A 4,927-nucleotide genomic window follows, 5' to 3' on the forward strand; every position below is an offset into this window, starting at 1 on the left:
GGTGGTACCTCCCTTCCACGGTCTCGTGGAACCGCTCCGGTCGAGCGGTTCGCTGTGCCCCGGCGTCGCTGCCTGCTCCGGGATGAACCGGGCGAGCAGGTCCCGGTCGCGGAGGGGCCGGCGAGTGCGACGTCCACCTGCAGCCGGGTCAGCCAGTCGGTCTTCGCGGCAGGTCCGCCTAGGCTGTCCCGGGCGCCGATCTCATGCTCCCGGTCGCCGGTATCCCGAGTCGGCCCGTCCGTCCGATCCGCACGGCGGGTGTCCGCTCGGCCGGCCTGCGGCCGTGAATGGACCGTGGTGCGCTCCGTGAAAGGGCGGCGGAGAACATCTGCCGCAGCGCGGTGTCGGAAGGGTCGATCATTTCGTTCTCTCCTTCCGGTTCCGGTTCTACGCGACTCGTTGCCGCTGCTTTTCCTGGTGAATTGGATTCCGCGGCCCGCATCGGATGCGATGCGGCGGAATGTCGTTCGAGGCATTTCTAGCCGCCGGGCCGAAGCGTTGTCAAGCCTCGTTTCGGAGCCTGTGCCACACTGCCCTTTCGGTCCGAAAGATTGCCCTTTCGGGCAACCGCGTTGTCCGCACGGTACTTCGGGCCCGTCGCGCACGGGTTATTTCGTGGAAGAATGGCGTCCGTTGCACTCCGGTTACAGTCGACTGTTGCGACCGGATGTTCCCCTGGGGTAGCTTGCATGATGCCGGGGAAATCTCCGTGGTCTGTTGTCGTCAGCATCCCCGTGACCGGTGCGGGACTTCGAAGCAAAGGGCGCGGAGGGCGTGGAGAACTCGGATGGCGCCGCCTCGGGCAGTGCAGTACAGCTGAGCGAGGCGATGGCACTGCTGCCTCACGATTTGCCGGACGCCTTTTCGGTCGCCCCGATAACCTCGCCCCGTCAGAAACCGTCCGGAATGCCTTCTCCTGCGGTGGCCGCCGGGACTCGGCGCCGGGCACCCTCCTCCTCGACGCCGGGGCCGAGCACCCCGAGGACCGGATCTTCGGTGAACTCAATCTCGTCGTTCGACAGGTCCCCGGGGGATTCCTGGACATCGAAATCCCGACTCGTCTGAGAAACTCCTCCGATCTTGTCGGAAAGGCCTTCGATGTCGACCTGGAAGGGGTTTTCCACGAAACACCGGACGCGTACCTGCCCTGGGTGCGGGAGCGGGTTTCCACCCGCGGCCCGGTGGCGATCACCGCGGACCGCTGGGAGTACGAGAAATCCTAGTTCTTCGACACCGTGCACACGCCGCACCACCTGCTGGTGGTCGAATTTCCGGGCGAGGACGAATCCGCGGTCTCCGACTCTTGTCAGTACGCGTGCGCGGACGAGTCCGTCACCGTCGCGCACCTGCTCCGACGTCGCTGCAGGCCGGCTGGTCCCCAGGGAGCTGTCGACAAATAACTCATGGATCTTCAAGGGTTGTTGGGCCGTAGGATCTCGGCGTGACGGAGGAGAGCGAAGCACCGCTCGGGGCGGCGTTGGCTGCGCTGTTGCCGCACCTGGATGAGCGGCAGCGGCGTCTGGCGCTCGGGGCGAGTGCTCGGGTGCCGGGTTACGGCGGCATTCGTCGGGTCGCGCGCCTGGCGCGGGTGGCGGAGTCGACGGTGGCGCGCGGTGCGCGTGAACTGGTCGCGGGTAGCGAGCCGGCTGGCCGGGTCCGGGCCGTGGGCGGCGGCCGCAACTGAGGATCCGGAGTTGCTCGGCTCGGTCTCCCAGGTCGATCAACTGGTTCCGGGCGAGCTGAGCCCCCGCCCCCAGCCTTCGGCCCGGGAGGTGCCCCTGCACCCGTGGGGTGCGCGGTCACGCCGAGGACGTGGACGCGCCTGGTCTTGATCTCCACGACGAAGAAGACGTGCAGGCGCTTGAGGGAGACGGTGTCCACGTGCATGAAGTCGCAGGCCAGGACCGTATGAGCCTGCGCACGGAGGAAGGTGCGCCACGACCGCTGAGAGGAACGCCGTGGTCCGGGTGGCAGACCGGCGTGGTGCAGGACGCGGCGGATGGTGGCGGCGGCGATCCGATGGCCGAGCCGTCGCAGCTCGCCCTGGATTCTGACGTACCCCCAGGCCGGGTTCTCTGTGGCGAGGCGCCGGATGAGCGCGACGACCTCGTCCGAAAGCGGTGGTCGGCCAGACCTGGCCGGCGGCTGGCGCCACTTCCGGCGCACCAGACGGCGGTGCCAGGCCGGAAGCGTGCCCGGGGTGATCAGCCGGTGTCGACGTAGGGCGGAGGGCAGGTGTCGCGCGAGAGCGGAGGGTACGGCTCGGTCGGCCCACGACATCCGCGGCCGTTCGATCTGCCGTCGCAGTACGGCGACTTCATGGCGCAGGGCGAGGATCTCGGCCGTGTTCGCAGCGGAGGACCGTCCCGGCAGAACGAGCCCGCCCAGCAGCCGGCAGAAGATCTAGTACAGCAGTCGCAGACCCACGAACAGCGATCATGCCCGCGAGGTGGGCGCCTGCAAAGCCGCTCCTCAGCCGCTGTACGGAGGTAAGGACACCCTTCAGGCATCCATGCCGGTGTCGACCGCAGTGGGGTGCCGGCCATCAGGGGCATCCGCTGGATACAGCTTCAGTGTGCTGCCGTCACGGCGGCGGCGGTGGGCTGTCCGGTTGGCCGAGGAGTCCGGCGCGGGCTCACTATTTACGGCGGCCGACGACGACAGCGCTGTGGACGGGCGCTGGAAAGTACGGCGATGCCAGGGGTGTTGGTGATTCCGGAGGCAGCTGCGCCGCGGTTCCGGTGAAGTACCGGAACCGTCACCGACCCGCCCGTCAGCGCGGCCACGGCACCGACAGCCGGGAGCGAGATGAAGCCATCACGAATTGGTGAGACACAGCTCACAGCGGGTGGCGGAGACGCCAGATGGTTTGCTCACGTCTTGTAAACCAAGGGAGAAAATTGCCTCTCCCGTTACGCAGCATGCCTTGACTGTCCAGGAGTTCCCATGGCCACTACCTCCCTCCAGGACCGTGCTCACGCCTCCTTGGACGCACTGTGGGAGCGTGCGGAGCCCCTGGCCAGAGCGCAGGCGCTGGTCAGGCGTGCCAAGTCGGGTGTCGGCGGCACGTTGGTGATTCGGGGCGCCAGCGGCACCGGCCGCACCGCCCTGCTCCAAGCGATCGCCCGGGACGCGGAACGTCATGGGACAACCGTACTCAGCGCCCGATGTTCTGTTCAGGAGGCGGACGTCGGCTTCGGCGTCGTGCTGCAGCTCTTCGACGGCGCCCCGCACACGACGTCGGCCGGCCCGCTGGCAGTGGAGAACGAGTGTTGGGGCGGTTCGTTGCACGGCGCTGATCTGCCTTCCCGGCTGTGGAGCCTGCTCCAGTCGCAGGCCGCGTCGGAGCCGGTCCTGCTCGCGGTGGACGACATCCACCTGGCGGACGCGGTGTCGCGCCGGTGGCTCGCCCAGGTGACCCGGCGGCTGGACAGGCTCCCCGTCGTGCTGGCGGTGACGGAACGGTGGCAGTACGACCTGGTCCTGCCGGAACCCGCGTTCACCGATGTCTGCTGCCGGCCGACGGACGAGATATGCCTGCTGGCCCCGCTCGGCCCGGCGGCCGCCGTGGTCCTCGTGCGCTCGGTCCTCGGCGACGGCGTACCGCACACCCTGGTGGAGGAGTGTGTCCGGGCCGGCGGCGGCAACCCGATGTTGCTGCACGCACTGCTCACGGACCTGCGGGAGATCACCGCCCAGGGCGAGCTCCCGTCCCGGTTGCCGGGTAGCTGTGCCGACCTCCATCCCGGCGCGTTCACCGGCGCGGTGGCCCGCTGGCTGCGCAGCGCCGGTCCTGAGACGGCGGCCGCCCTCCAGACGTTCGCCGAGCTTCAGGACGAGGAGGACGCTCCCGCCCTGCTGGCTGCCGTGGCCGATGCCGACCCGTCCCGGCTGTGCGGCTGGACCGGCGAGCTCACCCGTCAGGGTCTGCTGCGGCAAGGGCCGCAGGACGGCCGACCGGCCTTCGCCCACCCGCTGCTGCGCGAGGCGGTACGCGACTCGTGGGACCGGCACCGGCGGGCGGACGTCCACCGTCGCGTCGCCGAGCTGCTGCACCACCGGGGCGATCCGGAGGAGGCGGTGGTGCGCCATCTGATGCCGATTCCCGCCGTGGGCGCGCCCTGGGCCGCCGACGCGCTGGTCGGCGCCGCCGCCAAGGCCGTCCGCAGCGGGCAGACCGACGACGCGATCGCCTGCCTGCGCCGGGCGCTCCAGGAACCGTCGTCCGTCGTCCGTCGCAGCGAAGCGCTCATTGAACTGGGCTGCCTGGAAGTCCGGGACGAACGCGCTTCCGGAGTGCGCCACCTGGCGGAGGCACTCCGTCTGCAACGACATGCCGGAGGAAGGGTGCGGGCCGCCACCGCGCTCGGTACGGCCCTGGTGACCCGGGGCGAGGTCCATACCGCCCTCGACGTGCTGGGCGAACTCGCTGAGGGCTTCGCCGACTCGACCGACCTGGCGCACGCGGTCCAGGCCGCGACCGCACTGATCTCCTCGCACGACGGCGACAGCTGGCTGCGGGTGGTGGCGGAACTGCGCCGTATCGAACAGCAGGCTCCCGGCGGGATCGCCCCGACTGCCAAGGCACTGCTCACCGAATACGGCGCGACAGCGGGACAGTTGTCTGCGGCCGAGGTCATGGAACGGGTCCGGTCGCTGACGGCGACCACGCTGGATCCGTTGCTCGAACCGTACCTCTACGCGTCGGCCGCCACGCTGGCCCAGTGGGCGGACGAACTGTCCGAGGCGGACCGACTGGTGGCCCGAGGGCTCGGCACCTACCGGACGCCGCAGCTGCTGCACCCCGGTCACCAGAGCCTGTTCAGCGTCGCCGCGGAGAGCAAGGTGATGCGCGGTCGGTACGGCGCGCTGCTGGACGACACCTCGCTGTGGGACATCCCGCCGGGCAAGCGGGCCACGCCCGGCA

The 4,927-nt window shown here is 69.6% G+C and carries 2 protein-coding genes and 2 pseudogenes; 2 read left to right on the forward strand and 2 right to left on the reverse strand.

From position 1 onward, the window contains the following. Positions 1 to 890: 890 nt before the first annotated feature. On the reverse strand, positions 891 to 1,124 hold the full coding sequence (locus UK12_RS40255) for a hypothetical protein (protein WP_045306680.1): 234 nt from the start codon (positions 1,122 to 1,124) through the stop codon (positions 891 to 893). Between the two features lie 317 nt (positions 1,125 to 1,441). On the opposite strand from UK12_RS40255, the pseudogene UK12_RS31785 reads away from it, so the two are divergent. Beyond that, positions 1,442 to 1,678, forward strand: a pseudogene (locus UK12_RS31785) (ISAzo13 family transposase); the annotation flags it as partial. Between the two features lie 353 nt (positions 1,679 to 2,031). On the opposite strand, the pseudogene UK12_RS43790 reads toward UK12_RS31785, so the two are convergent. Beyond that, positions 2,032 to 2,280 (reverse strand): annotated as a pseudogene (locus UK12_RS43790) (integrase core domain-containing protein); the annotation flags it as partial. A gap of 666 nt (positions 2,281 to 2,946) precedes the next feature. Between UK12_RS43790 and UK12_RS31790 the strand changes: the two are divergent. After that, the coding region (locus UK12_RS31790) for an AAA family ATPase (RefSeq protein WP_156179066.1) at positions 2,947 to 4,927 on the forward strand (1,981 nt) is incomplete at its 3' end.

The organism is Saccharothrix sp. ST-888, from assembly GCF_000955975.1.
In the GTDB taxonomy this organism is placed as follows: Bacteria; Actinomycetota; Actinomycetes; order Streptomycetales; family Streptomycetaceae; genus Kitasatospora.